We start from the raw sequence: 26090 nt of genomic DNA on the forward strand, positions 1-26090 counted from the left end.
CTAAGTAAGGTGCGCCTAACTGGCTAGCGGCCAACCACGCGACAAAGATGAAACTGTTGCGAGAGGAGTCCTGCCATGAGCACTGTGGACAGCTTCGGTTCCAAAGGCGTACTGAATGTAGCCGGCACCGATTATGAAATTTTCCGGTTGAACTCCGTAGAGGGCGCAGACAGCCTTCCGTTCAGCCTCAAGGTATTGCTTGAAAACCTCCTGCGGACTGAGGATGGCGCCAATATAACGGCTGACCACGTCCGCGCCCTGGCCGGTTGGGACCCCAATGCGGAGCCCGACACGGAAATCCAGTTCACCCCGGCCCGAGTCATCATGCAGGACTTCACCGGCGTGCCCTGCGTCGTCGACCTCGCCACCATGCGCGAAGCCGTCAAGGAACTCGGCGGTGACCCCAAGCGCGTCAACCCGCTGGCACCCGCCGAAATGGTCATCGACCACTCCGTCCAGATCGACGCCTTCGGTAACTCCGGCGCACTGGAGCGCAACATGGAGATCGAATACCAGCGCAATGGTGAGCGCTACCAGTTCCTGCGTTGGGGACAGACTGCGTTCGACGACTTCAAGGTTGTTCCTCCTGGAACCGGCATCGTCCACCAGGTCAACATTGAGTACTTGGCCCGCACCGTTATGACCCGTGAGGTCAACGGCGTTGTTCGCGCTTACCCTGACACTTGCGTCGGTACCGACTCGCACACCACCATGGTCAACGGCCTGGGCATCCTGGGCTGGGGCGTTGGTGGCATCGAAGCCGAGGCAGCCATGCTCGGCCAGCCCGTCTCCATGCTGATTCCCCGCGTTGTTGGCTTCAAGCTCAACGGCAGCATCCCGGCCGGCGCTACCGCTACCGACGTCGTCTTGACCATCACCGAAATGCTGCGCAAGCACGGTGTTGTGGGCAAGTTCGTAGAGTTCTACGGTGAAGGCGTTGCCGCAGTGCCGCTGGCCAACCGCGCCACCATCGGCAACATGAGCCCGGAATTCGGTTCCACGGCTGCCATGTTCCCGATCGACGACGTCACTCTGGAATACCTGCGCCTCACCGGTCGCTCGGAAGAGAACGTCGCACTTGTGGAGGCGTACTCCAAGGAACAGGGCCTCTGGCACGATCCCTCCCGCGAACTGCGCTTCTCCGAGTTCCTCGAGCTGGACCTGTCCACCGTCGTTCCGTCCATCTCCGGCCCGAAGCGTCCCCAGGACCGCATCGAGCTCACGGATGCCAAGGAGCAGTTCCGCAAGGACATCCACAACTACGTCTCCATTGAAGACGGCAGCGTGGACGAATCCCTGGACGAGTCCTTCCCGGCTTCCGATTCACCGTCGTTCACGCACGCCGATTCGCACACGACGGAGACGGCACGCGTTGTGTCCGCCGCCAACGGTGCGCACGGCCGCCCGTCCTCGCCGGTGCACGTGAAGACCGCCGATGGCCGCGAGTTCGAGCTGGACCACGGTGCTGTGTCGATCGCTTCGATCACGTCGTGCACCAACACGTCCAACCCTTCGGTCATGCTGGCAGCTGCGCTTCTCGCCCGCAACGCCGTGGACAAGGGCCTTACCTCCAAGCCGTGGGTCAAGACCTCGGTCGCACCAGGCTCAAAGGTTGTCACGGACTACTACGAGAAGTCCGGCCTGACCCCCTACTTGGAGAAGCTTGGCTTCTACATCGTGGGCTACGGTTGCGCCACCTGCATCGGTAACTCCGGTCCGTTGGAGCCCGAGATCTCCGAAGCCATCCAGGCCAACGACCTCTCAGTGACGGCTGTCCTCTCGGGTAACCGCAACTTCGAAGGCCGCATCAACCCGGACGTCAAGATGAACTACCTGGCCTCCCCGCCGCTGGTCATCGCTTACGCCCTGGCCGGTTCCATGGACTTCGACTTCGACACCGATTCCCTCGGTACCGACTCGGACGGCAACGAGGTCTTCCTGAAGGACATCTGGCCGAACCCCACCGAGGTGCAGGAAGTCATCGACTCTTCGATCGACGAGGCCATGTTTGCCAAGGGCTACGAAGGCGTCTTCGACGGCGATGACCGTTGGAAGGCACTCGACACCCCGGCAGGCGACACCTTTGCCTGGGCCGAGGACTCCACCTACGTGCGGAAGCCCCCATACTTCGAAGGCATGAAGGCGCAGCCGGATCCCGTCAAGGACATCGCAGGTGCCCGGGTGCTCCTGAAGCTTGGCGATTCCGTCACCACGGACCACATCTCCCCGGCCGGCTCCTTCAAGTCGGACACCCCGGCAGGCCAGTACCTGCTGGCCAACGGAGTGGAGCGCAAGGACTTCAACTCCTACGGTTCACGCCGTGGTAATCACGAAGTCATGATCCGCGGCACGTTCGCCAACATCCGCATCAAGAACCAGCTCCTGGACGGCGTCGAGGGTGGCTTCACCCGCGACTTCAGCCAGGAAGGTGCGCCGCAGGCCTACGTTTACGACGCCGCCCAGAACTACCAGGCTGCGGGAACGCCGCTGGTTGTCCTGGCAGGCAAGGAATACGGTTCCGGCTCTTCCCGTGACTGGGCAGCCAAGGGCACCGCGCTTCTTGGTGTCAAGGCCGTCGTCGCCGAGAGCTACGAGCGCATCCACCGCTCCAACCTGATCGGCATGGGCGTCCTCCCGCTGCAGTTCCCCGCTGGTGAGTCCGCCGCAACGCTGGGCCTGACCGGTACGGAAACGTTTGCCGTGGAAGGCGTCACCGAGCTGAACAACGGCACCACGCCGAAGACGTTGAAGGTCACGGCAACGGCCGAGGACGGCAGCGCCAAGTCCTTCGACGCGGTTCTGCGCATCGACACCCCGGGTGAAGCGGACTACTACCGCAACGGTGGCATCCTGCAGTACGTTTTGCGTCAGATCTCCGCCTAGGAGCCGTTGAGGCTTAAGCGGAGGTGACTCCAAGCAGCTCCGGCTGGTCTGTGACCAGCCGGAGCTGCTGGCGTTTGTTCACCTTGCACGAGGCTTTCCGCCGAGTGCTTCCGTGGCGGAAATGCGGGCGCTCGGCAACGCGCTAAAGTTAACAGGCACGTCATTCACCCTAAGGAGGGGCCGTTGGGACTCTTGGAAACAATCAAGGACCCGCAGGACCTGGCCAAACTGTCCGGCGAAGAGCTCGAACAGCTGGCCGGCGAGATCAGGGAATTCCTGATCACCAACGTTGCCCAGACGGGCGGCCACCTTGGTCCCAACCTGGGGGTTGTTGAACTGACGCTTGCTGTTCACCGGATCTTCGAATCGCCGCGGGACAGCATCGTTTTTGATACCGGCCACCAGTCGTATGTCCACAAGCTGCTGACCGGCCGCCAGGATTTCAGCACGCTGCGCCAGCAGGGCGGCCTGTCCGGTTACCCGGAACGGGCCGAGTCGGAGCACGACATCGTGGAAAGCTCCCATGCGTCTTCGTCGTTGTCGTGGGCGGACGGCATTTCCCGTGCCCGGCAGCTGACCGGCGAAGGCGACCGGTTCGTCGTCGCTGTCGTCGGTGACGGTGCGCTGACCGGCGGAATGACGTGGGAAGCGATCAACAACATCGCTGCCGACAAGCGGCGCCGCGTGGTCATTGTGGTCAACGACAATGGGCGCTCCTACGCGCCTACGGTTGGCGGTTTTGCGGACTATCTCGCGTCCCTGCGCCCCACGATCGATTCCTTGCGCACCGCGCCGGCCTATGAGGGCATGCTGGATTGGTGGAAGAAGAAGCTCCAGAATGGCGGCCCTGTTGGGCAGTTCACCTACAAGAGCCTGCATGCCATGAAAAAGGGCATCAAAGACTGGTGGGCACCCCAGGGCATGTTCGAGGACCTGGGCATGAAGTACATCGGCCCGGTGGATGGACACAACCTGCAGGCCATGGAACACGCACTCACCACTGCCAAGGCTTACGGCGGGCCCGTGATCGTTCACGCCATGACCGAGAAGGGTCACGGCTACGCGCCGGCCCTCGCCAACGAGGCAGACCAATTCCATGCGGTGGGCATCATCGATCCCGAGACCGGCGAGCCGACGGAATCTCCTGGGGCAAGATCCTGGACGTCGGTGTTCGCCGAAGAAATCGCGGACATTGCAGATGAGCGGCCCGACATTGTAGGGATCACCGGTGCGATGCTGATCCCGGTGGGCCTGCACAAGTTTTCCGAGCGCCACCCTGAGCGCGTCATCGACGTCGGCATTGCTGAACAGCACGCACTGACTTCTGCTGCGGGCATGGCGTTCGGTGGTCTGCACCCCGTGGTGGCCGTCTACGCCACGTTCCTGAATCGTGCGTTTGACCAGCTCCTCATGGACGTGGCACTGCACAAAGCGGGTGTCACCATTGTCCTGGACAGGGCAGGAGTGACCGGCCCGGACGGCCCCAGCCACCACGGTATGTGGGACATGGCGATGGTCCAGATCGTCCCCGGACTGCACTTGGCCGCACCGCGCGACGCCACGAGGCTTCGCGAAGAACTGCGCGAGGCCGTCGCCATCGGCGACGCCCCTACCGTGGTTCGATTCTCCAAGGGCAGCGTCGGCTCGGAAGTCGAAGCGATTGAGCGCCTGCACGACGGTGTGGATATCCTGGCCCGGCGCCCGGAAGGCTCCACCGAAAATGACGTGCTCATTGTCAGCGTCGGCGCCATGTCCGAACTCGCCCTGGACGTAGCGTCACGCCTGGGTGCCCAGGGGATCAGCTCAACGGTGGCGGACCCCCGTTGGGTCCTTCCTGTCCGCAAGTCCATCATTGCCCTGGCCGCACGCCATCGCCTGGTGATCTGCATCGAGGACGGCGTCCGCGCAGGTGGCGTAGGGTCCCGCATCCGGCAAGAGATGCGCGCCGCGGGCGTTGATACTGCACTCAACGAGGTTGGCTTGCCGGTTGAGTTCCTGGTGCATGGCTCACGCAGCCAAGTGCTCGAACGCGTGGGACTCACCGCCCAGAAAATAGCCCACGACGTCGTGGCCCAGGTCTTGGGGACAAAGGTTCCGTTTGCGCGGCCGCTCCCCGGCCAGGAACACCCCACCACCGGCAGTTTGCCCAAGTTGTGAGTACCCATCGCGAGCCAGGCGCACTGCAGCCCGGTGACCTCGTGGTGGCGAGAAACAGGAAATGGAACGGCAAAGCCCACTGGGTGGTGCCGGGCCGCTACTTGGGCGAAGACATCCACGGATGGTGGATCTTCCAAGGGGCCGGAGAGTTCTGTTCCCGTCCCGGGGCAGCTTTCTATACGGCCTCGGATGCCGTGTTGCTGGTTCCGCGGACGGGCGAATTCGTGGCGACTTTCTATGACGACACCTATCCCGGTGACTTCAGGATTTATGTTGACCTCGCCACCAAACACGGCTGGAACACCATCCGGCCCGGCGTCACCGAGTTTCACATGATCGACATGGATCTGGACGTCATTCGTTCCGTAACCCATGGCGTCTTTGTGGACGATGAAGACGAGTTCGATGAGCACCGGGTGGATATGGGCTATCCGGCAGAGACCGTGGAGTCGATGCGTGAGGAATGTGCGGCACTGTTCGAAGCAGTGCGATTGAAGACAGCACCATTTGATGGCATTGGTGCCAACAGCACCTGCGCCGAGTGGTTCAGGAAAGGACGGGCATGAGCGGCATTATCCGGACATACAAGCGCGACGACGAGGGAATACTCCACTTCCGGGAGGCCTGGTACGACGAGGAAGACCAGCAGCTCGTGATCAACCACGGCGTTGTAGGCCACCAGAGCAAGACTGACGAGACCGACGTCGAAGACGAAGCAGCCGTCGATGGCCTGATGACGGCCTTCGCCGCGCAGTGCGAAGAAGACGGCTACGCCGAAATTCCGGAGTCCGAGCAATTCTGGGTGGTAGCCCAGTTTGCCCTGAAGACGAAGGACGGCACAGAACGCGATCGCTACCTCGAGCGCAAAGCCAAGGCAGCGTTGACCGGTGAACTGGCCTGGCGGGGCCTGGGGATTGTGGACCGCTCGGAAATGGGCAATTCCCATCTGAACATTTTCTGCCTGTGCCCGGATGTGAACAAAGCTGTCAATGCGATCAAGATCTGCGTCCGCGGTGAAGATCTTGACTTCACCAAGCTCAGCATCGGTGCGGCACCGCACACGGATCCAACAGCATTCCGCCTGAAGCACTCGCCCAAGCAGGGAGCTGGCTTTACTCTCTAAGTAAGACCCAACGCACCAGGAGGACCTGCCATGTCGGCTAAAAGCAATTGGCCTGGACACACGCCTCTCCCGAAAGGGTTGGCCGCGCCGGTCAAGCGGGCCCTTGCCCACGAGGGCATAGAAACCCTGGAGCAGTTGGCTGAGTTCGGCCAGGAGCAAGCCGTCAAGCTGCATGGCATGGGGCCAGTGGCCTTGGCCCAGATCGAGGACGCCATGGAGGAATCGGGGATTTCATTCGGCCGGCGCTAGGCTGATTTCCATGACTGAATATCGACGCCTCGGCCACTCCGGACTGACCGTCTCAGCTGTAGGGCTGGGCTGCAACAACCTGGGTCGCGCCAACACTCCCACCGAATCCCAGGAAGGCACGGACGCGGTGGTCCATGCCGCAATTGACGCCGGGGTGACGTTCTTCGACGTCGCCGATGTCTACGGCCGTGAACCGGGACTCAGCGAGACGATGCTGGGCAAGGCCCTTCAAGGGCGCCGGGACGATGTTGTTGTTGGAACCAAATTCGGCATGGACATGCACGGGGCCAACGGCAAGGACTTCGGTGCACGTGGTTCGCGCCGGTACATCGTCCAGGCCGTCGAAGCGTCCCTGCGCCGGTTGGGGACGGACTGGATCGACCTCTACCAGTTCCACACTCCGGACCCGCAGACGCCCATTGAGGAAACGCTTTCGGCGCTCGATGACTTGGTGACAAGCGGTAAGGTCCGCTACATCGGACACTCCAATTTCGCGGGTTGGCAGATCGCCGAAGCCGAATACGTTGGCCGCCAGCTGGGCGGATCGCGTTTCATCTCGACGCAGAACCACTACAATCTGCTGGACCGCAGGGCAGAACTCGAAGTCCTTCCGGCCGCCGGCGCCTTCTCCCTTGGCGTGCTTCCTTACTTCCCGCTGGCCAATGGCCTGCTGACCGGAAAGTACTCCTCGGGCAAGGCTCCCGAGGGATCGCGACTCAGCCACACCCGCACCCACCTTGTGCACGACGCCGACTGGGAGCAGCTGGGCCGGTTCAGCCAGTTCGCCAAGGAACGCGGGATCACCGAGCTGCAACTTGCTTTCTCGTGGCTGGCTGCGCAGCCCGGCGTCACGAGCGTCATTGCCGGAGCCACACGTCCTGAGCAGATCCGTGAGAACGCCGAGGCAGTGTGCTGGGTCCCAACGCAGGAAGATCGCGAGGAACTCGATGACATCTTCCCGCGGGCACCCAAGGTGGCACTCTTCTAAGCGCCCGGATTATCGCCAGGCGCCCAAAAAGGGCCGTGGGGGGGGGGGGGGGGGCCCCCCCCCCCCCCCCCCACCCACCCCCCCCCCCCCCCCCCCCCGGGGGGGGGGGGGGGGGGGCCCCCCCCCCCCCCCCCACGGCCCTTTTGCAACGAACCCGCTGTCCGACCCTGGTGCCCGGCAGTGTCAGCCCGGCAGTGTCAGCCCGGCACTGTAAGCCTTGGGCCTGGGGGCCTAGGCAGGCGCGGACGCGATACCGGGAGCCAGGAACCTCTTGCCGTTGACCCGTTCGGAGGCGCCTACGCGATCCAGGTAAGGGGTGATCCCGCCCAGGAACATGGGCCAGCCGGCACCCAGGATGACGCACAAGTCGATGTCCTCGGGCCCGGCGACGACGCCCTCAGCAAGCATCAAGCCAATTTCCTCGGCCAGGGCGTCCTGTGTCCGGCGCAGGACCTGTTCCCCTGTGGAGGGCGAGTTCCCGAAGGACATGATGGCCAAGGTCTCGGCGGGGATGACCGGCTTTCCGTCGGGTCCGGGCACCCAGAGGGATTTCACGCCGTTGTCGATCAGCTTCTGCAGGTTCTGGGACACCGGGAATCGGTCACCAAACGCGTTGTGCAGGGACTCCTGGACGTGTTGGGCTACAGGCAGCCCCACCATGGCGCTCAGGGTGAACGGGCTCATGGGCAAGCCCATGGGCCGGAGCGCGCTGTCTGCGACCTCGGCAGGCGTGCCTTCGTCGAATGCAGCAATGACTTCGCCCATGAGCCGCAGGAGAATGCGGTTCACCACGAAGGCAGCGGCATCCTTGACCAGCACGCCGGTCTTCTTCAAACCCTTGGCCAGTTCGAAAGCAGTGGCCAGGACGGCGTCGTCGGTCTTGGGGGCCCGCACGATCTCCAGCAATGGCATGACGGCCACGGGGTTGAAGAAGTGGAAGCCCACCAGCCGTTCCGGGTGCTGCAGGTCTTCGGCCATGGCCGTGACTGACAATGACGACGTGTTCGTGGCAAGGATGCAGTCCGGGGAGACAATTGCCTCGACCTCCGCGAAAACCTGTTTCTTGATGTGCAGTTCTTCGAAGACCGCCTCAATCACGAAGTCGGCGTCGGCGAAGGCTTCCTTCGACACTGAGCCGGTGACGAGTGCCTTGGTGCGGTTGGCGGCGTCGGCCTTGATGCGCTTCTTTTCGAGCATCTTGTCGACTTCCGCATGAACGTACGCCACGCCCTTGTCCACCCGGGCTTGATCGATGTCCGTCATGACCACGGGCACTTTCAGTTGCCGGGCAAAGAGCAAAGCGAGTTGGCTGGCCATGAGCCCTGCGCCCACCACACCGATCTTCGTGACCGGACGGGCCAACTTGCGGTCCGGGGCACCTGCAGGGCGCTTGGAGCGCTTCTGGACAAGGTCCAGGAAGGCGTACACGGTGGAGCGGAACTCGTCCGTCTGCATGAGTCCGGCCAGGGTCTCGCACTCGAGCTCTGCCGACTCGGCCTGGCTGATGGTCCTGTTCGCTTCCATAATGTCCAGGACCTTTGCGGGAGCGGGCGATGCGTTGGACGTCTTGGCCTCCACGAACGCGCGCCCGGCCGCCACTGCGCCCGCCCAGCGCGCGCTGACCTCGGGATCCGCCGGATCAACGCTGTTGTTCCTTGACGGCACGATATCCCCGGCGATGACCTTGGCAGCCCATGCCAGGGACTGCTCCAGGAAATCGGCAGGTTCGAAGATTTCATCCGCCACGCCCAGTTGGAATGCCTGCGGGCCGGTCAGCGTCCGGTTGTTGCTGAGCGGGTTCTCGATCATCACCTTCACGGCGTTCTCGGGACCGATCAAGCGCGGGAGGATATACACGCCGCCCCAGCCAGGTACCAAGCCGATGAACGCCTCAGGCAGGGCCAGCGCTCCGGCGCCGGTGGAAACCGTCCGGTAGGTGGATTGCAGTGCGATCTCGAGTCCGCCGCCCAGGGCCAGGCCGTTGATGAACGCGAAGCTGGGGACTCCGAGGTTTGCCAGCGTGGAATACACGGCGTGGCCGAGCTGGGCCATCCAGAGACCGTGCTCGCGTTCCTTCAGGGTTTTCACGGCGGAAAGGTCGGCCCCGGCCACCAGGAAGTACGGCTTGCCGGTCACGCCGACGCCGACGATCTCACCCTTGGCGGCGCGGTCCTTGAGTGACTCCAAGACACCGCCAAGCTCAACGAGAGTGTTGGGGCCGAGCGTTGTCGGTTTGGAGTGGTCGAGGCCGTTGTCCAGCGTGATCAGGGCAAAGGTCCCAGCGCCTCCGGGGAGCTCGATGTCCTGCACGTAGGAGTGCGTCACTACTTCGTCGGGGAAGAGGGCTGCAAGCTTCTGGAAATCGGCGGCGCTCATGCGGCGGCTCCTTCGGTGGTCTGCTCCGCTGTGGCGGAGGCTTCGTAATCGGCGTGGTGGGGGTTCTCCCAGATGACGGTGGCCCCCATGCCCAAACCAATGCACATGGTGGTGATTCCGTACCGCACGGAGGGGTCTTCCTCGAATTGGCGCGCCAGCTGGTTCATGAGCCGGACGCCGGAGGAAGCCAGCGGGTGTCCGACGGCGATGGCCCCACCGTAGCGGTTGACCCGGGGGTCGTCGTCGGCAATGCCGAAATGGTCCAGGAAGCTCAGGACCTGCACCGCGAAGGCCTCGTTGATTTCGAACAGTCCGATGTCCTCAATGCCCAGCCCGGCATTCTTCAAGGCCTTCTCCGTGGCCGGGACGGGGCCGATGCCCATGACTTCAGGCTCGACGCCGGCGAAGGCGTAGGACACCAGGCGCATCTTGACGCTCAGGCCGAGTTCTTCAGCGGCCTCCGCAGAAGCCAGGACGGCGGCTGTGGCGCCATCGTTCAGGCCGGCCGCGTTTCCGGCTGTCACCCGACCATGGGAACGGAATGGTGTCCGAAGCTCGGCGAGGTCGGCCACAGTGGTGCCCGGGCGCGGCGGTTCATCCACTGTGTTAAGCGTCCAGCCCTGTTCCGGCTTCATGGTGGCGACGGGGACGAGGTCGGGCTGGATTTGGGTGTTGGCGTAGGCAGCCGCGAGCTTGGCCTGGGATACCGCGGCGTACGTGTCCGTGCGCTCCTTGGTGATGGCGGGGAAGCGGTCGTGGAGGTTCTCTGCAGTGTTGCCCATGTTCAAAGCCGCAGGATCGACCAGCCGTTCCGACATGAAGCGCGGGTTGGGATCGGCGCCGGCGCCCATGGGGTGGTTGCCCATATGTTCGACGCCGCCTGCGATGACGACATCGTAGGCGCCAAAGCCAATACCGCTCGCCGTCGTCGTTACTGCTGTCATGGCGCCCGCACACATGCGGTCGATCGCGAAACCTGGAACGGTTCGGGGCAGTCCGGCCAGAAGTGCGGCGGTTCGGCCGATGGTGAGGCCCTGATCCCCGGTTTGGGTGGTGGCGGCGATGGCGACCTCGTCAATCCGCTCCGCTGGCAGTGATGGGTTGCGCCGCATCAGTTCCCGGATGCACTTGACCACGAGGTCGTCGGCGCGGGTGCCGGCGTAGATGCCCTTTTCGCCTGCTTTACCGAAGGGCGTACGCACACCGTCTACGAACACGACGTCGCGGACGTTCCTCTGGCTATTGCGTGTTGGACTCATGTGTAACTCCTCGTTGAGACATGGGTGCCGGTTCCCGTGTGGCGGGCTATCCGGCTGGCGTTGATGCTATGTTACTCGCGAGTAACTTTGCGTGCAAGGTTGAGCGCCGTGCGTCCCGGCATCAGCCGGGACGCAAAAGGCCCGCCACCGCGAACCGGAGTTCGGGCGACGGGCCTGAAGAAAATACGGCGGATCAGCCGGAGTCCCTGGCTTGCTGGGCATCCTTCGACTTGGCCTCTTTGGGCGGCAGTGGCTGCGGATTCAAGCAAGCTTCGGTAAGGATCGGGGCCGCGAAGGAGATCTGCCATTCGCGGGCACCGAGCGCGCGCAGCTCAGCCGAGATCGTGTCCAAGGACGGATCAGCCGGCGGACGCCAGACTATCCGCCGCAGGAAGTCCGGCGTCAGCAGATTTTCGACCGGCAGCTTGAGTTCATCGGCCTTTGCTTGCAAGGCCGGCCTGGCTGTAGCCAGTCTCGCCGCGGCTTCGGGATCGCGGTCAACCCAGACGCGTGGCGGCGGGGGAGCATTGGTGGGCAAGTGCAACGGCGGCAGGTCCGTGAGTGTCCGGGCCGCCGTAATGCAGCGCAGCCAGCGTGGTGCCTCCCGTTGGGCTGACCTGCCATGGAAGCCCTTGGTAGCAAGCAGTTGCGGGACGGTGGTAGGAAGGGCCTTTGCGGCGGCGACGAGGGCGGAATCAGGGATCAGCCGGCCAGGAGCGACGTCACGCTTGCGGGCGAGCTGGTCGCGTTCCAGCCAGAGTTCGCGGACGGCCGCCAGCTGGCGGCGGTCACGGATCTGGTGGAGGCCCGAGGTTTTGCGCCATGGATCCACACGCGGCGGCGCGATGCCGGAAGCAAGAATGCCGGCGAACTCCTGTTCGGCGAAGTCGAGCTTGCCGTCTGCCTCCAGGAGCTCGATGAGTTCCTCGCGGAGTTCGGCCAGGACCTCGACGTCGAGAGCTGCGTAGCGCAGCCAAGGCTCAGGAAGGGGGCGCGTGGACCAATCGGCCGCCGAGTGTTCCTTGGCAAGGCCGAAGCCAAGGAGCTGCTCTATGACAGCGGCCAGCCCGACGCGGGGAAGCCCTGCAAGGCGGGCGGCGAGCTCGGTGTCAAAGAGTTTGTCCGGCCACATGCCCAACTCGGACAAGCAGGGCAGGTCCTGGGTGGCGGCATGGAGGATCCACTCAACCCCGCGCAGGGCGTCGTTGAGGATCTCCAGACTGTCGAATGGCTCGGGGTCGATCAGCCAGGTTCCGGCTCCTTCGCGACGAATCTGCACCAGGAAGGCACGTTGGCCGTATCGGAAACCGGATGCACGCTCGGCGTCCACGCCGGCTGGTCCGGTGCCTGCAGCGATCGCGGCGGCGCAACGTTCAAGTCCGGCCGGGGTATCGATGACCAGGGGCACGCCTTCGCGTGGGGAATCCAGATCGATGACTTCAGGGATGTGGCTGTCGAAGCCTTCAACCTTGATGTGGGTGGTGGGATCAGCAACCGGATCGCCGGCCGTGGTTTTTTCCAGGTTTTCAGGGGTCATGATGGCTTAAGCTTACCGATTCCGGCCCGGAAGGGCTTTTGGCCGGACGTATCGGGCTTGGGTCACGTGGTTCGGGACCGTCAATTGAGCCTCCTGTTGGGCAGTGGGGTGACGCCCGGAGGCAGAGGCGGCAGCCCCGCAAACGTACACACCATGTCGGACCAGGCCTCCAGATGGGCCTGCACATTGGGGGTGGCCGGAGTCCAGGAAGCCCGCAGTTCGATGTCGATGGTGTCGGGGCGGTCGGACAGGGTGCCGTAGCTCTCGGACAGGATCCGGGTGGCTGTTCCACCTGCAGCCCGGTACTGCGCCGAGTGGCTTTCAAGGGAGTCAACAAGCCACGTCCAAGCAACAGAGCCCAACATGGAGTCGTTGCCCATTTCGGCGTCCATTTGGGCACGGATGTAGGTGACAATCCGAAACTCGCCGTCCCATACTGCAGAGCCGTTGGGATCATGGAGGAGGATGAACCGGCCTGTGGCCAGTTCGTCGTCTTCCTCGCTCGACGGGCTGTTGGCATGGTTTTGCGTAAAAGCCTTGGCGGCAGGTCCGTGCAAAGGCACTTGGCGGGTTGCTGCCGTGGGGCTGAACACTTCCGCTCCAAGTGCGACGGCGAAGGGGGCCAGGCGGGACGGGGCAGGAATTTCGTCCAGCCGCAGTTCGCTGCGGCATTGAGCTTTTCGTAGCGTTCCCAACGCGTAAAGAAAATCGGAGGGAACCTGGGCGAGGTCGTTCACCATCGCAGATTATGCGTCCGGGGCGGCGATTCTGTGCAGGCACGCCGCCCCGGAAGGCACCGGGTTATCCGGTGGCCAGCTCCCGCTTGATGGCGGCAACGAAGGTATCGATGTCTTCCTCAGTGGTATCGAAGGAACACATCCACCGGACTTCGCGACGTGCAGCGTCCCAGTCGTAGAACGCAAACGAGGAGCGAAGCCTGTCAGCGACGCCGGCCGGGAGCACAGCGAAGACGCCGTTGGACTGGGTGTCCTGGGTGGGTTCGACGCCGTCGATCCCTTCGACCGCCAAACGAAGGCGCGCGGCCATGGCGTTGGCGTGGGCGGCCGAACGCAGCCACAGTCCGTCCTCCAGCAAGGCGATGAACTGGGCCGAAATGAAGCGCATTTTGGAGGCAAGCTGCATGTTCATCTTGCGCAGGAACTTCAGCCCATGTGCGGCTTCCGGGTTCAGCGCCACCACAACTTCGCCGAACAGGAGGCCGTTCTTGGTGCCGCCGAAGGACAAGATGTCAACGCCGGCGTCGCGGGTGAACGCGCGCAGAGGAACGCCCAGGTACGCAGCGGCGTTGGCCAACCGCGCGCCGTCCATGTGCAGTTTCATGCCCTTGGAGTGGGCGTGGTCGGCGATGGCGCGGACTTCCTCCGGCGTGTAGCACGTGCCGAGCTCGGTGGTCTGGGTGATGGAGACTGCCAAAGGCTGCGCCCGGTGCTCGTCGCCCCAGCCCCACGCCTCGCGGTCAATCAGCTCCGGAGTGAGCTTCCCGTCGTCGGTGGGAACCTGGAGGAGCTTGATACCGCCGATGCGCTCGGGCGCGCCATTCTCGTCCATATTGATGTGGGCCGTTGACGCGCAGATCACCGCGCCCCAGCGGGGCAGGAGGGACTGCAGCGACAAGACGTTGGCGCCGGTGCCGTTGAACACCGGGAAGGACTCAATGCCCGGCCCGAACTGCTGCTCCAAGACCTCCTGGAGCCGTTCTGTGTAGACATCCTCGCCATAGGAGACCTGGTGGCCGCCATTGGCCGCAGCCAGCGCTGCCAGGACCTCCGGGTGAACCCCGGAGTAGTTGTCCGAGGCAAACCCGCGGATCGAGGGATCGTGCAATTGGCTGGTTTCCGATGCGCCGGTGGCGCTGTGGACTGCCTCTGTTGTGCTCGTCACTTGTTCATTCACGCTTTCAAGTCTATTTGGCCAGTAGGAGCCGCTGGCCGTTCAGGTTTGCGGCCGGTTCTTCAAAGAGTCCGACGGCGGCTGCCGCCAGCTCTTCGACATCCGTGTATCCGGGGAATCGCCGCTCTGGATGTTCTCGACGCAATGTTTCGTCCACCAAGGACTTCACCACGAAGATGACCGCGGCGCTGTGCTGCTCAACGGGGTTCTCCGTGTTTGCCGATTGCGCGTTGCGGAAGCCGTCGGCAACCGCCAACGTCCAAGCTTCTGCTGCCGCTTTGGCGGCAACATAGCTGGCTATGCCGGCAGTGGGCGAGGTGACCGACGTCGACGACACCATGGCAAGCCGGCCCTGGGGCGAGGCTTCCAGCTGGCCGTAGAAAACCCGGGACACGTTGCGAAGGGTAGTGATGGCGCCCTCTTCCAGGGAATCCCAATCCTCGTCGGACTGGTCCTCTACGCCTTGTGCACTGCGCCAGCCGCCCACCAAATGGATCACACCGTCCACCTGCGCCACGCCCAGGTCCCGGAGGGTATCTGCGAGCTCGCGGACAGAGTCCAGGCTCGCCAGATCACACACCAGCGGCGTAACGCCCCCACCAGCTTCCAGCGCCGCCGCCTTGATCCGGACATCGTCCGAACCGACGGTGTACACGGCGTGACCCGCGGCGGCCAAAGCCCGTGCCACGGCTATTCCGGAAGCGCTGCTTCCGCCGGTTACAAGGGTGGTGGGCATGGTCATCAGGCTACCGTTGCGCCCGTGATGCCGGTGGTGGATTCGATAACAGTGCGCATCTTCTTCTCCAGTGCTTCGTAGAACATCGAGAGCGGGAATTCGTCATCGAGGACCTGGTCGGTGAGTCCACGCGGCGCACCGTCCAGCGGAAGTGCGTCCGGACCCTTCGCCCAAACCGAGGCCGGGTGGGGCGTTACGGTGCCGGAAATGAGCTCGTAGGCTGCCAGCCAGTGGGCTACCTTCGGGCGGTCAATGGAGCGCCAGTAGAGTTCCTCGATCTTGGCTCCAAGCTCCACCACTACAGCTGCGGCGTTGTCCCAGTCAATGGTGAGCTTGGTGTCCGTCCAGTGCAGTACGTGGTGCTGGTGCATCCAAGCGAACAGCAGTTGGCCGCCCAAGCCGTCGTAGTTGCGAACGCGGCTGCCCGTGATGGCGAAACGGAAAATGCGGTCGAAGATGACGGCGTACTGCACAAGCTTCGCGTGCTTTCGAGCATCGGGATCGGCTTTCTCGTCCTTCTCAATCTGCACGGACTCGCGGAAAGCTGTGAGGTCGCACCGGAGTTCCTCCAGTGAGTACAGGAAGAACGGCATGCGCTGTTTGATCATGAACGGATCGAACGGCAGATCCCCGCGCATGTGCGTGCGGTCGTGGATCAGGTCCCACATGACGAAAGTGCGCTGCGTGAGTTCCTGGTCTTCGAGCAGCTCTGCGGCGTCTGCGGGCAGCTCGAGGGAAGTTGTCTCGGCCGCTGCCCTCAGGACGCGACGGAAGCGCGCCGCCTCCCGGTCGGCGAAGATGGCCCCCCACGTGAAGGTGGGCGTTTGGCGGACAGCGACGCTTTCGGGGAAGAGGACAGCGGAGTTGGTGTCGTATCCCGGCGTGAAATCAATGAAGCGGATAGGGACAAACAGCTTGTTGGAGTAGTCGCCGGATTCCAGCCCGCCGATGAACTCCGGCCAGATGACCTCAATCAGGACGGCTTCAACATACCGGTTGGTGCTGCCGTTCTGGGTGTACATGGGGAAGACCACCAGATGCTGGAGCCCATCGATGCGCTGCTCCTGCGGTTGGAAGGCCTGGAGGGAATCAAGGAAGTCCGGAACGCCGAAGCCGCCTTGGGCCCAGCGGCCAAAGTCTTCCACCAACAACTCCAGATAGCGGGCATCGTGAGGGAAGTGCCGGGCCAGCTTGGCGACGGCATCCGTGATGGTGGAAACGAGTGAAGCGGCTTCGCCATGAAGGGACGGGTCTGCGATGGAGCCGTCCTGCTGCTGGTGGGCCTGGAGCGCCGTTGCGGCTGCCTTCAGCGCAGTCCAGTCCTCGTTATCGGCGGTGACGACGGGGAGTGCTGCGGTGGCGATGGTGGTCATAGTGATTGGCCCTTTCCGAAGTACTGATTTGCTACTGAGGCGAGCGTAGCAAGCGGAAAGTTTCCCTAATCCAAAAAGGGGTTGAGCATAAGCAACTCTTGTTCATGGCGTGGTTTCACCGTTTCAAGATCCAGCCACATCAGTGGTTGAGCCGGACGGACCACCCTCCAGCGGTCCGTCCGGAGCCCTTCAGCTGTCCGTGGCTTTGGCTTCGGTGGAAGCTGATTCGTTACCGTCCGCTTCAACCAGTCGTAGCGAAATGGAGTTGATGCAGAAACGCTGATCCGTTGGGGTGTCGTAGCCTTCGCCGTCGAACACATGACCCAGATGGGAATCGCAAGTCGCGCAGCGGACTTCCACCCGTTCCATGCCCAATGTCTTGTCGTGGAGGTAACGCACGGTGCCCTCGGCCAGTGGTGCCCAGAACGACGGCCACCCGCAATGGGAATCGAATTTCTCCCGACTCGTGAACAGTTGGCTCCCGCAGGCCCGGCACTGGTAGACACCCTCAGTGTGGGTGTCCCAGTATTCACCGGTGTACGCACGTTCGGTACCCGCCTGCCGGAGGACACGGAATTCCTCGGGCGTCAGCTCCTCACGCCACTGGGCATCGCTTTTCTCCACCGTTGCGTGGTCTGTCTTGCTGGCGTTGTCAGGAGTGTTCATGCCATATGCAACGCTCAGGAGTCACCGATAAATCCCGAACCCGCGTACAAATGGAGGACCGGCAGGCCCAGCTGGTCCTGAGCCTTGTTCGCCCAGTCAGTATGGAACGTATCGGCGATGGCATGCGGACGCGTCACCACTACGGCCTGGGCGGCATCGAGAGCCTTGACCTTGGCCACCAAGCCGGCCACGGCACCGCCGTCGACGATCTCTCCGGTGACCCCGCCGCCCAGTCCGGCGAGGGCGGCCAAGGACGTAGCCAACGTCTCCGAAGCCTCTGCCCGTTCGACATCAGGATCGGGGGCCTGGGATAACAGTTCACGGAACGCCTTGGCGATATCCAGCAGCGAGAGGTTCTCCAGGAAATCAATCAGGAGATGTCGCTCGGTATTTGCCGGGACCAGGACAACTACAGGTGCGTCGCCGCCGTCGAGCAGCTTTGCAATGTTGACACGGTCATCGGGGCCCAGGGGCTCTTCGGTCAGGATGACGATGGGATCGCTCATGGCTACAGCGTAGACCCGCGGACCGGACTCCGGAGGGTTTTGCACGCCAAATCTGCGCCGCCGGTCCACGGCGCGCCCAAGGGTGCGCTGTCATCGATCCGAGAGCAGAGAGAATGGATCCATGGCATCGAATACCCGGACAGTGAGCGACGCGGCAGAGAACAAACTATCCCTCGGGGCAAAGTGGGCCATAGCCGGGATCCTGGCAGGCGCGACCCTTGCAGGACTTGTTGGTGCCGGCTCCTCTGCGCTCGCCGTCTATTTCGCACGCAGGGTGATCACTCCCGCCGCTCGGCACCAAGACCAGGAAGTCCTGGCAGTCATCCGTGGCGACGCCGGCCTTCAAGTCATCCTGGCGGCAACACCGGACACCACGATCGACGGCGTCTTCAGCCTGTTCTTCGAAGGCGGCAAGGGCCACGCCAGGATTGGCCGGATCGTGTCCTATTCCCCGGCTGAACAAACGGTCCTGCGCGAAGTCGAGGAAGTCTACAGCGGCAATATTGCCGACGCCCGGCGCGGCTGGTGGAGCGGAGCGACCTACCCGGACCCTGCTGCCATTGGCCTCGCCGCGGAGGACGTGGAGATCGACGTCGACGGCGGCCAGGCGCCTGCGTGGCTGATCCGGGCCAATGCTGCAGCTCCGGCTCCCGTCTGGGCGATCATGGTCCACGGGCGGGGAGCAACCCGACTCGAAGGACTCAGGGCTGTGCGGACTGCGCGCGATCTCGGACTGGACAGCCTGTTGATCTCGTACCGCAACGATGGCCTGGCGCCGTCGGCCCTGGATGGGCGTTATGGGCTGGGCTCCACTGAATGGCGCGACGTCGACGCCGCCATGGAGTATGCCATTGCGCACGGCGCACAGGAAGTTGTGTTGTTCGGCTGGTCGATGGGAGGTGCCATCAGCCTGCAAACCGCGGACCTGTCCAAGCACCGCCACCTGATTCGCGCCTTGGTGCTGGATGCTCCGGTGATCAATTGGGTCAATGTCATGGCACACCACGCGGAGATGAACAGGATTCCCTACAACGTGGGCAAGTATGGTCAGCTGATGCTTGGCCATCCGCTGGGCCGCAGGCTTACCGGATTGTCCGCACCCGTGGACTTGAAGGCGATGGACTGGGAAGCCAGGGCCGTTGAGCTGCGGACCCCCACACTGGTGATTCACAGCGTTGATGACGACTATGTCCCCTACGAACCATCGGCCAGCCTGGCCGGGAAAAACCCGGACATGGTCACGTTTGAGCCGTTCCATGGTGCGCGGCATACAAAAGAGTGGAACGTGGATCCCGAAAAATGGGAGCGCTTGGTACATTCCTGGCTCCAGCAGCAGCTGGCACCGCGGAACAACCCGGGACACGTCGGCACCCCAGGCCTGTCCGGCTGAGGCTTAGCCTTTCGTCACTCCAATGGCAGCCGTGAGCGCCTTGGTGAGCCTCACCAGGTCCGCCGGAGCGAGTTCGATGTCCAGGCCTCGCCGGCCCCCGGAGACCAGGATGGTGTCGAAGCCAAAGGCGGACTCGTCAAGGACCGTGGGGGAGGACTGGCGTTGACCCAAAGGCGAGATGCCACCCAAGACATAGCCAGTCCGGCGCTCGGCCACCTTCGGGTCAGCCATGGCTGCCTTCTTTGAGCCGAGCGCTGCAGCAACTGATTTGAGATCCAAGGTGCCGGCAACAGGGACAATCCCTACCGCAAGCCTTCCCTCCACCTCCACCATGAGGGTCTTGAAGACGCGGGCAGGATCGATGCCGAGGACCTCGGCGGCCTCCATGCCGTAACTCGTTGCCGATGGATCATGGGCATACGGGTGCAGAACAAAAGGAACGCCGGCCGCAGCAAGTGCTGCAGTGGCCGGCGTTCCCTGTGAAGCCATTTTCTTGGCCATACCGTGTATCGGTACCTCTCAGTGTTCCAGGCGGCTTGCTGCAGCCACCTTCCGCTTGATGCGGCCCAGCATGGCGGTCATGCCACGCATGCGCAGGGGAGTGATGGCCCTGGTCAGCCCAAGCAGTTCCGGCATGTCATCCGGGACGGCAAGGATTTCCTGTGCGGTAAGCCCGTCGAGCCCTTCATGCAACACACCGGCAAAGCCGCGCGTGGTGGGCGCCTCTTGGGGAGCCTTGAAGAACAGCCGGTACGCGCGGGCGCCCTCAGTGTTCCTTTCGGATTCAATCGTCAGGAACAACGGCGACTGGCACTCCACAACCTGCTCCAACAGCTCGGGGTGGTCCTTGAGGCGCTCCGGAAGATCCGGGAGCCCCCGGGAGAACTCAAGCAACAGTTGCAGGCGGTCAGGCTCCGTCAGTGCCTGGAAGTCATCGACGATTTCCGCCAGCGCGGCGGGCAAAGTGTTCGTACTCATCACTTCCAGCTTACGCACAACGGCACCGAATGCATCTTGTGTGCCGGAACACTACGGGCCGCGAACACTCCTGGACCTAGCTGCGAACCAAGGAGGCCGGAACAGAACCGCGGTCAGCGCCCTTGACGATGGGTACGCGCACAGCATTGCCCCACTCGGTCCAGGAACCGTCGTAATTGCGGACGGTTTCGAAGCCCAGCAGGTACTTCAGCGCGAACCAGGTGTGGCTGGACCGCTCACCGATGCGGCAGTACGCCACGACGTCGTCTCCGGCCTTCAGCCCGGCTTCGCCCAAGTAGAGGGCCTCGAGCTCGTCGCGGGACCGGTAGGTTCCGTCTTCGGCTGCTGCGCGGGCCCACGGAATGGAGGCAGCGGTGGGGATGTGGCCGCCGCGCAGTGCGCCCTCTTCGGGGTAGGCGGGCATGTGCGTGCGCTGGCCGGTGTATTCCTCCGGCGAACGGACGTCAATGAGGGGGTTCCCCAGGTGCGCCAGGACGTCGTCCTTGAACGCGCGGATGGGGGCGTCGTTGCGTTCGACCTCCGGGTATTCGCCGGCGGCCGGCTGCGCCACATCCGTAGTCAGTTCGCGGCCTTCGGCAATCCACTTGTCACGGCCACCGTCCAGCAGGCGGACGTCCTCGTGGCCGAAGAGGGTGAAGACCCACAGGGCGTACGCTGCCCACCAGTTGGACTTGTCGCCGTAAATCACCACGGTGCTGTCACGGGAAATGCCCTTTGCGGCGGCGAGGGCGGCGAAAGCGGCGCCGTCGACGTAGTCGCGGGTTACTTCGTCATTGAGGTCGGTGTGCCAGTCGATCTTGACGGCGCCGGGGATATGCCCGGTTTCATACAGGAGGACGTCTTCATCGGACTCCACAACCACCAGCTTGCCGTCGCCAATGGCGCCGTCTGCAAGGGCTGCTGCGAGCCATTCTGTGGACACGAGGCGTTCGGGGTTCGCATACGAGGCGAACTTGTCGTTCTGTTCAACGGGGTAGGACATGATGATGGCCTTTCACTGACAACGGACGGGGCCAGGCCATGGAAGCTGATGCAGATGCCAGCCCGGCGTGCTCCAACACTAACCACGGGCCGGGATGAATGCTTCCCCTCCGGTCACATGATGAAACATGGCCTTGGTCACGTGGCGGTTCTTGGTGGGTCCGATGCCGGTATTCTTGCTGGGGACCTAATACCGAAGGAACGGACCACCGTGGTACAGATCGAACAATTGGCTGCCCGCACACCGGCAGTCTCCGTGGAGGAACTCCTCAAGGGTTTCTACCCGTCTCCGCGATTTGGAGAGGTGTCGTTCGATAGCTACCGCCCCGATCCTTCGCAACCCAGCCAGGCCAATGCAGTCAAGCTGCTTTCCGCCTTTGCCGACGGTGTGGGCTCCGAGGACGGCGGAGGACTGTTCAAGAAGCTGTTTTCCAAAAAGGCCCCAGCTACAAGGGCCGGCATCTACCTTGATGGTGGTTTTGGCGTTGGCAAGACCCACCTCCTGGCCTCCCTGTGGCACAGGTCCCCGGGTCCCAAGGCGTTTGGCACGTTCGTTGAGTACACCAACCTGGTGGGCGCGCTCTCGTTCCGTAAAACTGTGGAAGCGCTGAGCAGCTACAAGCTGGTGTGCATCGACGAATTCGAACTCGACGATCCCGGCGACACCGTGCTGATGTCCCGTTTGATGCGCGAGTTGGCCGACGCCGGCGTGAAGCTCGCGGCGACCTCCAACACCCTCCCCGGTTCCCTGGGCGAGGGCCGCTTTGCGGCTGTCGACTTCCAGCGGGAGATCCAGGTCCTCGCAGACCAGTTTGACGTGGTCAGGATCGACGGCGAGGACTTCCGGCACCGTGGATTGCCGGCTGCCCCGGCGCCGCTGAAGACCGAAGACCTGAAACATCGCATGCACGCCGAGTTCGACGGCCAGACCGTTGCCGTGGACGACTTCCGGCAGCTGGTTGACCACCTGGCCGGAGTCCACCCAAGCCGCTACCGCCAGCTCATTTCCGGCATTGACGCTGTGGTCTGGCGCGACGTCGAGACCATCACCGAGCAGGCTGTGGCGCTCCGCTTTGTGGTCCTGGCAGACAGGCTCTACGACAAGGACGTGCCGATCCTGGCCAGTGGAGTGGCTTTCGACAAGCTCTTCACCGATGAAATGATGCACGGCGGCTACACCAAGAAATACTTCAGGGCCGTTTCCAGGCTGACGGCCTTGGCTCGTGAAGGCCAAAACCACGAACCTGCCTGATCGCGGTTAGCCAAAAGGCCGGTTGAGCAGTGCTCAGCCGGCCTTTCCCATATCCCTGTTTGTAGCATTGCCGGGCTTAAGTCACGGGTTCGCGGACCTTCAGGATCCAGCGGACCAGGATGCCACCGGCCAACGCCCAGAAGGCGGCGCCGATGCCGGCGAAGCTCAGGCCGGAGGCGGCGAGCAGGAAAGTGATGCATGCCGGAATGCGCTCTTGGGCTACGGCCAGTGCGGACGAGATGGACGACGCCAGGGTTCCCAGAAGCGCGAGGCCTGCAACTGCTTCAAGGAGTCCCGAAGGGGCCGCTGCAACCAACGTCACGAGTGCTGCGGAGACGGCCGCCAGCACCAGATAGGCGAAACCTGAGACGAAGGCGGCGATCCAGCGCCGGCCATGGTCCTTACCCGCTTCCTCGCCGGCGGCCAGCGCTGCGCTCAACGCCGCGAGGTTGATGGCGTGTCCGCCGAACGGAGCGCCTGCAATGGTTCCGGCGCCCGTGACAATCATCGAGGACCGCCAAGGCGTTGTGTAGCCGAAGGACTTCAGGACGGCGACGCCGGGAATGTTCTGCGAGGCCATGGTGACGATGAAAAGCGGAAGAGCAAGTCCGACCGCAGCTTCGAGACTGAACGACGGCGTAGTCCAGTCGAACCGGGGCAAGAGGCCTTCGGCAGGAATATGCACGCCATCGGTCACGATGTGGATGCCGATCACCGCCAACGCTATGAGCAGTGAGGCCGGAACGGCCCAACGCGTCGCGAACCTCATCATGATCAACCAGCAGAGCGCCACAGGACCGACCAGCAGAGGTGCGGTTCCCAAAGACTGAAACGGTGCCAGACACAGGGGGAGCAGGACGCCGGCCAACATCGCCTGGGCCAGGGCTGTAGGGATTTTCGCCATGAGCCTGCCGAGAATCGGAACCAGCCCCGTCAGGGCGATCAGCACCCCCACCATCAGGAAGGCGCCCACGGCAGCCGGCCAACCGCCGTCGACCATTCCCGCCGACGCGAGCAGTGCCGCGCCGGGCGTTGACCACGCCAGGGTGATGGGCATTCTGGACCGCCAGGACAACCACAGGATGCCGAGCCCAAAAGTGACGGTCAAAGCCAGAAGACCGCTCGAGGCCTGCGCCTGGTTGGCGCCTACAGCCCGCAAACCGGCCAGGACAACGGCGAAGGAAGAGGTGAATCCGACAAGCGCGGTGACAATCCCCGCCGCGATAGGGGGCCCAAGGGTTCCCCGGACTATGACGGGAGGATCGGTGATGGTGGGGGAGGCGTGCACGCTTCCCAACGTTACCGGATGGTACGGCGCGTGCTCGTGGCCGTAGAGTCGCGGTTAAACGCCAAGGGCACCGGTGGCGCCTCTCGGCGTGACCGGTGCCCCCTTGACGTATCTGGTACGGCGGCTCAGGCAGTTACTGCTGCGGCTGAGTCTCCTCCGTTGCGGGAGCCTGTTCGGCTTCTCCATCAACCTTGGCCACGAAGTCGGAAGCGGCACTCTGGACTGAGTCAACCTGACCTGCGAACTTGCCGCCTGTCTTTTCGTCGACGAAGTCTCCGGCCTTTTCGATGCCATCCTGGATGGCTTCTTCGTTGCCCTGGATGAGCTCCTGAGCCTTGCCCTTCAGGTCGTCAATTAATCCCACGGGCACCTCCCTTCCTTCGCGGAGCCAGATCGCTCCTCCGGGACTGACCATAACACCGGATGTTGGGCGTGCCAAGAACTCCGTTGGGACTATGCCAAGGGCTTACTTTCTTCAAGGTGCCGCGGGCTGTCGGGGTTCATGAGCGAGTGCTTCTTGCCGTAGGCGAAGTAGATCACCAAGCCGACTACCAGCCATACCCCGAACCGCACCCAGGTCTCCCAATGCAGTTGGACCATGAGGAATGCCGACGCCAGGACGCCGAAGGCAGGAACCACGGGCATCCAAGGCAGTCGGAACGTACGCGGCGCGTTGGGCTTGGTGTAACGGAAGACGATGACCGAAATGCAGACAACCACGAAGGCTGCCAGGATTCCGATGTTGGTCAGGTCCGCCACTTCCTTAATCGGGAAGACGCCTGCCAGGAACGCGGAGGCAATGCCGGCAATCCAGGTAACGCGCTGCGGCGTGCCATGACGGTCCGTCCGGGCGAACCAGCCGGGAAGCAGCCCGTCGCGGCTCATGGAGAACCACACGCGGGTGACGCCGAGGAGGAATGTCAGCATCACAGTCAAGATGGACAGCACGGCAAACACCGAGATGATGGTGGCGATGATGGGCAGGCCGACGCCTGTGAATGCAGACGCGAAGCCTGCCGTGGGATCGATGTCCTTGTAGTTCTGCATCCCGGTAAGAACAAGCGTTGCGGCGACGTACAGCAGCATGGCAATGATCAGCGACAACACGATTGCCTTGGGCATGTGCTTCTTGCCGTCCTTGGCTTCTTCAGCGGCGGTGCTCATGGCGTCGTAGCCGAAAACAGCGAAGAAGACGGTGGCTGCGCCGGCGAGGACCGGGCCGAAACCACTGGGCATGAACGGGTTGTAGTTCTCCGTGTTGATGTAGAAGATGCCCAATCCGATGATGAACAGGATCAGCACCACCTTGATGGCTACTGCCACCAGTTCGAAGCGGCCGAACGCTTTGGTTCCACGGCTTAGGATCCAGGTGACCAGGAGGCAGACCAGGATCGCCGGGAGGTTGATAATGCCGCCCTTGCCCTCGTCCGCCGTGGACGTCATCCACGTGGGCATGTGGATGCCTATGCCCGAAAGGAAGGCGTCGAAGTAGCCGGAGATACCGATGGCCACTACGGCCACGATCGCGATGTACTCAAGCAGGAGGTCCCAGCCGATGAACCAGCCGATGATCTCGCCCAAGGCAACGTAACCATAGGTGTACGCCGAGCCGGCGCGCGGAATCATTCCGGCGAATTCTGCGTAGGAGAGGGCCGCGGCGCCGGAGGCAAGGCCCGCCACCAGGAATGAGATGAGCACAGCGGGCCCGACGCCGGGGTTGCTGGCGTCGCCGTGGGCAACCAGGCCGGCGAGCGAGAAGATGCCGACGCCGATGATGCCGCCGACGCCGATGGCCGTCAGTTGCCAGAGGCCGAGGCTCTTGAAAAGGCCGCTGTGCTTGCTTTCTTCTTCGATGTCGTCGATGGGCTTGCGCCGCAGGACGGATTGGGAAGCCGTCTGTTGATTCATGGGGGTACTCCTGCCGGTGGCGTGGAACGGTAATGAGCTCGCAGTACATTATGCGAGCCTTATCACATTAGATAAAGCGAATTCTTCTGAGGGGTATCGATTAGTTCAGATAATGATTTGAGGGCAGGACCGAATGTGGGCACAAAAAAAGCAGCTCCGAAGAGCTGCTTTTTTGAATGGAGCGGACGACGAGATTCGAACTCGCGACATCCACCTTGGCAAGGTGGTGCTCTACCAGCTGAGCTACGTCCGCAATCATGATGACCATCCTGGCTGCTGCCAAAGTGTCCATCAACAAACAAGTTGCCTTGTTTTGGTGGGCGATACTGGGATCGAACCAGTGACCTCTTCCGTGTCAGGGAAGCGCGCTACCGCTGCGCCAATCGCCCGTTACCGGGTCCTTAATAAAGGAGAGCGGACGACGAGATTCGAACTCGCGACATCCACCTTGGCAAGGTGGTGCTCTACCAGCTGAGCTACGTCCGCAATCATGATGACCATCCTGGCT

The 26090-nt window shown here is 63.1% G+C and carries 23 protein-coding genes and 3 tRNA genes; 8 read left to right on the top strand and 18 right to left on the bottom strand.

Annotated features, from left to right (window positions below):
• Positions 1-75 precede the first annotated feature (75 nt).
• From acnA to ACIQC5_RS18685, 6 genes are all read left to right on the top strand, one after another.
• Positions 76-2883: an aconitate hydratase AcnA gene (gene acnA / locus ACIQC5_RS18660; RefSeq protein ID WP_400285759.1), complete on the top strand. Its 2808-nt coding sequence runs from the start codon at positions 76-78 to the stop codon at positions 2881-2883.
• A gap of 183 nt (positions 2884-3066) precedes the next feature.
• A complete protein-coding gene (gene dxs / locus ACIQC5_RS18665) occupies positions 3067-5040 on the top strand; it encodes a 1-deoxy-D-xylulose-5-phosphate synthase (RefSeq protein WP_400285762.1) in 1974 nt (657 codons plus the stop codon).
• Positions 5037-5606 (top strand): DUF402 domain-containing protein, encoded by a 570-nt coding sequence (locus tag ACIQC5_RS18670; protein ID WP_400285765.1) that lies wholly within the window; start codon positions 5037-5039, stop codon positions 5604-5606. The genes dxs and ACIQC5_RS18670 overlap by 4 nt, the downstream gene beginning before the upstream one ends.
• The gene (locus ACIQC5_RS18675; RefSeq protein ID WP_400285768.1) at positions 5603-6163 is read left to right on the top strand and encodes a hypothetical protein; all 561 of its coding nucleotides are present in this window, start codon (positions 5603-5605) and stop codon (positions 6161-6163) included. The genes ACIQC5_RS18670 and ACIQC5_RS18675 overlap by 4 nt, the downstream gene beginning before the upstream one ends.
• Before the next feature lie 30 nt (positions 6164-6193).
• Positions 6194-6412 carry a hypothetical protein gene (locus tag ACIQC5_RS18680; RefSeq protein WP_400285771.1) on the top strand — a complete coding sequence of 73 codons (219 nt, stop codon included), beginning with the start codon at positions 6194-6196 and terminating at the stop codon, positions 6410-6412.
• Positions 6413-6422: 10 nt separating this feature from the next.
• The gene (locus ACIQC5_RS18685; protein WP_400285773.1) at positions 6423-7400 is read left to right on the top strand and encodes an aldo/keto reductase; all 978 of its coding nucleotides are present in this window, start codon (positions 6423-6425) and stop codon (positions 7398-7400) included.
• A 231-nt stretch (positions 7401-7631) separates the two neighbouring features.
• On the opposite strand, the gene ACIQC5_RS18690 is transcribed toward ACIQC5_RS18685, so the two are convergent.
• The 9 genes from ACIQC5_RS18690 to ACIQC5_RS18730 form a co-directional block, all read right to left on the bottom strand.
• A complete protein-coding gene (locus ACIQC5_RS18690) occupies positions 7632-9776 on the bottom strand; it encodes a 3-hydroxyacyl-CoA dehydrogenase NAD-binding domain-containing protein (protein ID WP_400285775.1) in 2145 nt (714 codons plus the stop codon).
• Positions 9773-11035, bottom strand: coding sequence for a thiolase family protein (locus ACIQC5_RS18695; RefSeq protein WP_400285777.1), 1263 nt, complete (start codon positions 11033-11035; stop codon positions 9773-9775). Before ACIQC5_RS18695 ends, ACIQC5_RS18690 begins: the two co-directional genes overlap by 4 nt.
• Positions 11036-11228: 193 nt before the next feature.
• On the bottom strand, positions 11229-12572 hold the full coding sequence (locus tag ACIQC5_RS18700) for an HRDC domain-containing protein (protein WP_400285779.1): 1344 nt from the start codon (positions 12570-12572) through the stop codon (positions 11229-11231).
• 80 nt (positions 12573-12652) lie between these two features.
• Positions 12653-13312 carry a DUF3000 domain-containing protein gene (locus ACIQC5_RS18705; RefSeq protein ID WP_400285781.1) on the bottom strand — a complete coding sequence of 220 codons (660 nt, stop codon included), beginning with the start codon at positions 13310-13312 and terminating at the stop codon, positions 12653-12655.
• Positions 13313-13373: 61 nt separating this feature from the next.
• On the bottom strand, positions 13374-14474 hold the full coding sequence (locus tag ACIQC5_RS18710) for a threonine aldolase family protein (RefSeq protein WP_400285844.1): 1101 nt from the start codon (positions 14472-14474) through the stop codon (positions 13374-13376).
• A gap of 22 nt (positions 14475-14496) precedes the next feature.
• Positions 14497-15225: an SDR family NAD(P)-dependent oxidoreductase gene (locus ACIQC5_RS18715; RefSeq protein WP_400285783.1), complete on the bottom strand. Its 729-nt coding sequence runs from the start codon at positions 15223-15225 to the stop codon at positions 14497-14499.
• On the bottom strand, positions 15225-16592 hold the full coding sequence (locus ACIQC5_RS18720) for a DUF6421 family protein (RefSeq protein WP_400285785.1): 1368 nt from the start codon (positions 16590-16592) through the stop codon (positions 15225-15227). Before ACIQC5_RS18720 ends, ACIQC5_RS18715 begins: the two co-directional genes overlap by 1 nt.
• 189 nt (positions 16593-16781) lie before the next feature.
• Positions 16782-17258, bottom strand: a complete 477-nt coding sequence (gene msrB, locus ACIQC5_RS18725; protein WP_400285787.1) for a peptide-methionine (R)-S-oxide reductase MsrB — start codon at positions 17256-17258, stop codon at positions 16782-16784.
• A gap of 14 nt (positions 17259-17272) precedes the next feature.
• Positions 17273-17764 (bottom strand): hypothetical protein, encoded by a 492-nt coding sequence (locus ACIQC5_RS18730; RefSeq protein ID WP_400285789.1) that lies wholly within the window; start codon positions 17762-17764, stop codon positions 17273-17275.
• Between the two features lie 121 nt (positions 17765-17885).
• Here ACIQC5_RS18730 and ACIQC5_RS18735 point away from each other — a divergent pair, with 121 nt between their 5' ends.
• Positions 17886-19154: an alpha/beta hydrolase family protein gene (locus ACIQC5_RS18735; protein ID WP_400285791.1), complete on the top strand. Its 1269-nt coding sequence runs from the start codon at positions 17886-17888 to the stop codon at positions 19152-19154.
• Positions 19155-19157: 3 nt separating this feature from the next.
• Here the strand turns inward: ACIQC5_RS18735 and ybaK are convergent, their stop codons facing one another.
• From ybaK to ACIQC5_RS18750, 3 genes are all read right to left on the bottom strand, one after another.
• The gene (ybaK, locus tag ACIQC5_RS18740) at positions 19158-19655 is read right to left on the bottom strand and encodes a Cys-tRNA(Pro) deacylase (RefSeq protein ID WP_400285793.1); all 498 of its coding nucleotides are present in this window, start codon (positions 19653-19655) and stop codon (positions 19158-19160) included.
• Between the two features lie 18 nt (positions 19656-19673).
• Positions 19674-20132 (bottom strand): SufE family protein, encoded by a 459-nt coding sequence (locus ACIQC5_RS18745; RefSeq protein WP_400285795.1) that lies wholly within the window; start codon positions 20130-20132, stop codon positions 19674-19676.
• A gap of 76 nt (positions 20133-20208) precedes the next feature.
• The gene (locus ACIQC5_RS18750) at positions 20209-21135 is read right to left on the bottom strand and encodes a sulfurtransferase (protein ID WP_400285797.1); all 927 of its coding nucleotides are present in this window, start codon (positions 21133-21135) and stop codon (positions 20209-20211) included.
• Positions 21136-21345: 210 nt separating this feature from the next.
• Here ACIQC5_RS18750 and zapE point away from each other — a divergent pair, with 210 nt between their 5' ends.
• The gene (zapE, locus tag ACIQC5_RS18755) at positions 21346-22386 is read left to right on the top strand and encodes a cell division protein ZapE (RefSeq protein WP_400285799.1); all 1041 of its coding nucleotides are present in this window, start codon (positions 21346-21348) and stop codon (positions 22384-22386) included.
• 76 nt (positions 22387-22462) lie between these two features.
• Here the strand turns inward: zapE and ACIQC5_RS18760 are convergent, their stop codons facing one another.
• The 6 genes from ACIQC5_RS18760 to ACIQC5_RS18785 form a co-directional block, all read right to left on the bottom strand.
• Positions 22463-23674, bottom strand: coding sequence for a benzoate/H(+) symporter BenE family transporter (locus ACIQC5_RS18760; RefSeq protein ID WP_400285801.1), 1212 nt, complete (start codon positions 23672-23674; stop codon positions 22463-22465).
• 133 nt (positions 23675-23807) lie between these two features.
• Complete coding sequence (locus ACIQC5_RS18765) at positions 23808-24044, bottom strand: antitoxin (RefSeq protein WP_400285803.1); 237 nt, start codon at positions 24042-24044, stop codon at positions 23808-23810.
• An 83-nt stretch (positions 24045-24127) separates the two neighbouring features.
• On the bottom strand, positions 24128-25582 hold the full coding sequence (locus tag ACIQC5_RS18770) for an amino acid permease (protein WP_400285805.1): 1455 nt from the start codon (positions 25580-25582) through the stop codon (positions 24128-24130).
• 177 nt (positions 25583-25759) lie between these two features.
• Positions 25760-25835: transfer RNA gene (locus ACIQC5_RS18775), tRNA-Gly, on the bottom strand.
• 61 nt (positions 25836-25896) lie between these two features.
• Positions 25897-25971: transfer RNA gene (locus tag ACIQC5_RS18780), tRNA-Val, on the bottom strand.
• A 24-nt stretch (positions 25972-25995) separates the two neighbouring features.
• A tRNA-Gly gene (locus ACIQC5_RS18785) sits at positions 25996-26068 on the bottom strand.
• Positions 26069-26090: the final 22 nt, after the last annotated feature.

This window comes from Paenarthrobacter sp. NPDC092416 (assembly GCF_044755025.1).
Taxonomy (GTDB): Bacteria; Actinomycetota; Actinomycetes; order Actinomycetales; family Micrococcaceae; genus Arthrobacter.

Excerpts from the sequence above, each read along its gene's own strand:
- ybaK (WP_400285793.1), bottom strand. The coding sequence starts at position 19,655 with ATGGCCAAGAAAATGGCTTCACAGGGAACGCCGGCCACTGCAGCACTT.
- ACIQC5_RS18695 (WP_400285777.1), bottom strand. The coding sequence starts at position 11,035 with ATGAGTCCAACACGCAATAGCCAGAGGAACGTCCGCGACGTCGTGTTC.
- ACIQC5_RS18770 (WP_400285805.1), bottom strand. The coding sequence starts at position 25,582 with ATGAATCAACAGACGGCTTCCCAATCCGTCCTGCGGCGCAAGCCCATC.
- ACIQC5_RS18685 (WP_400285773.1), top strand. The coding sequence starts at position 6,423 with ATGACTGAATATCGACGCCTCGGCCACTCCGGACTGACCGTCTCAGCT.
- ACIQC5_RS18680 (WP_400285771.1), top strand. The coding sequence starts at position 6,194 with ATGTCGGCTAAAAGCAATTGGCCTGGACACACGCCTCTCCCGAAAGGG.
- msrB (WP_400285787.1), bottom strand. The coding sequence starts at position 17,258 with ATGAACACTCCTGACAACGCCAGCAAGACAGACCACGCAACGGTGGAG.
- ACIQC5_RS18690 (WP_400285775.1), bottom strand. The coding sequence starts at position 9,776 with ATGAGCGCCGCCGATTTCCAGAAGCTTGCAGCCCTCTTCCCCGACGAA.
- ACIQC5_RS18745 (WP_400285795.1), bottom strand. The coding sequence starts at position 20,132 with ATGAGTACGAACACTTTGCCCGCCGCGCTGGCGGAAATCGTCGATGAC.
- ACIQC5_RS18705 (WP_400285781.1), bottom strand. The coding sequence starts at position 13,312 with ATGGTGAACGACCTCGCCCAGGTTCCCTCCGATTTTCTTTACGCGTTG.
- ACIQC5_RS18700 (WP_400285779.1), bottom strand. The coding sequence starts at position 12,572 with ATGACCCCTGAAAACCTGGAAAAAACCACGGCCGGCGATCCGGTTGCT.
- acnA (WP_400285759.1), top strand. The coding sequence starts at position 76 with ATGAGCACTGTGGACAGCTTCGGTTCCAAAGGCGTACTGAATGTAGCC.
- ACIQC5_RS18730 (WP_400285789.1), bottom strand. The coding sequence starts at position 17,764 with ATGAGCGATCCCATCGTCATCCTGACCGAAGAGCCCCTGGGCCCCGAT.
- ACIQC5_RS18720 (WP_400285785.1), bottom strand. The coding sequence starts at position 16,592 with ATGACCACCATCGCCACCGCAGCACTCCCCGTCGTCACCGCCGATAAC.
- ACIQC5_RS18750 (WP_400285797.1), bottom strand. The coding sequence starts at position 21,135 with ATGTCCTACCCCGTTGAACAGAACGACAAGTTCGCCTCGTATGCGAAC.
- ACIQC5_RS18735 (WP_400285791.1), top strand. The coding sequence starts at position 17,886 with ATGGCATCGAATACCCGGACAGTGAGCGACGCGGCAGAGAACAAACTA.
- ACIQC5_RS18675 (WP_400285768.1), top strand. The coding sequence starts at position 5,603 with ATGAGCGGCATTATCCGGACATACAAGCGCGACGACGAGGGAATACTC.
- ACIQC5_RS18715 (WP_400285783.1), bottom strand. The coding sequence starts at position 15,225 with ATGACCATGCCCACCACCCTTGTAACCGGCGGAAGCAGCGCTTCCGGA.